The sequence below is a fragment of the Pseudoalteromonas aurantia genome (assembly GCF_005886875.1).
Taxonomy (GTDB): Bacteria; Pseudomonadota; Gammaproteobacteria; order Enterobacterales; family Alteromonadaceae; genus Pseudoalteromonas; species Pseudoalteromonas aurantia_A.
The window spans coordinates 1-513 of the sequence record NZ_PNBY01000172.1 but is presented as its reverse complement, the minus strand read 5'-3'; the positions used below and the strand labels follow the sequence as shown (position 1 = coordinate 513).

Below are 513 nucleotides of genomic sequence, written 5' to 3'. Positions count from 1 at the left end.
GCTTTACCTCGATGAGTCAATTGGTCATTGGCTTTCAACACACGATAAAAGCTTGATTCAGATGCGAGATACTGCCCGTTATCTGCCAGCATTGGCACTATCTGGCTCGGCCCTAAATTGGCGTATTCCTCTTGGTTGCTGATATCTAATATTGCTTGCTGCTCTTCCTCTGTAAGCTTGTTTTTCGGCTCTGGCCTTTTCGCTGTTGGTCTTTTATCAGCGATGATTTCACCCTGTTCTTGCCAACGCTGTAACGTCCGTATAGACAAACCTATTTCTTCACAAGCTTTCTCTTTTCTTGCACCTGAGTTCACGGCATCATCAATCAAAGATGCGTAATGCAGTCTATCTGAGTGTGACGTTAACTGTCCTCGTCTTCCCCCCAGTAAGTATTTAACTTTTTTCTTAGCACCAATAATGCCGCGGTTTCAGCAAGGGCTGCATCTTTACGTTTAAGCTCTTTTTCTAGCTCTTTGATCCGCTTACGATCAGCTTTTCGCTCTTGGGTTAATT

The 513-nt window shown here is 44.1% G+C and carries 1 pseudogene; it reads right to left on the bottom strand.

What is annotated here, in order from left to right:
• Positions 1-513: pseudogene (locus tag CWC18_RS21655) on the bottom strand (helix-turn-helix domain-containing protein); the annotation flags it as partial.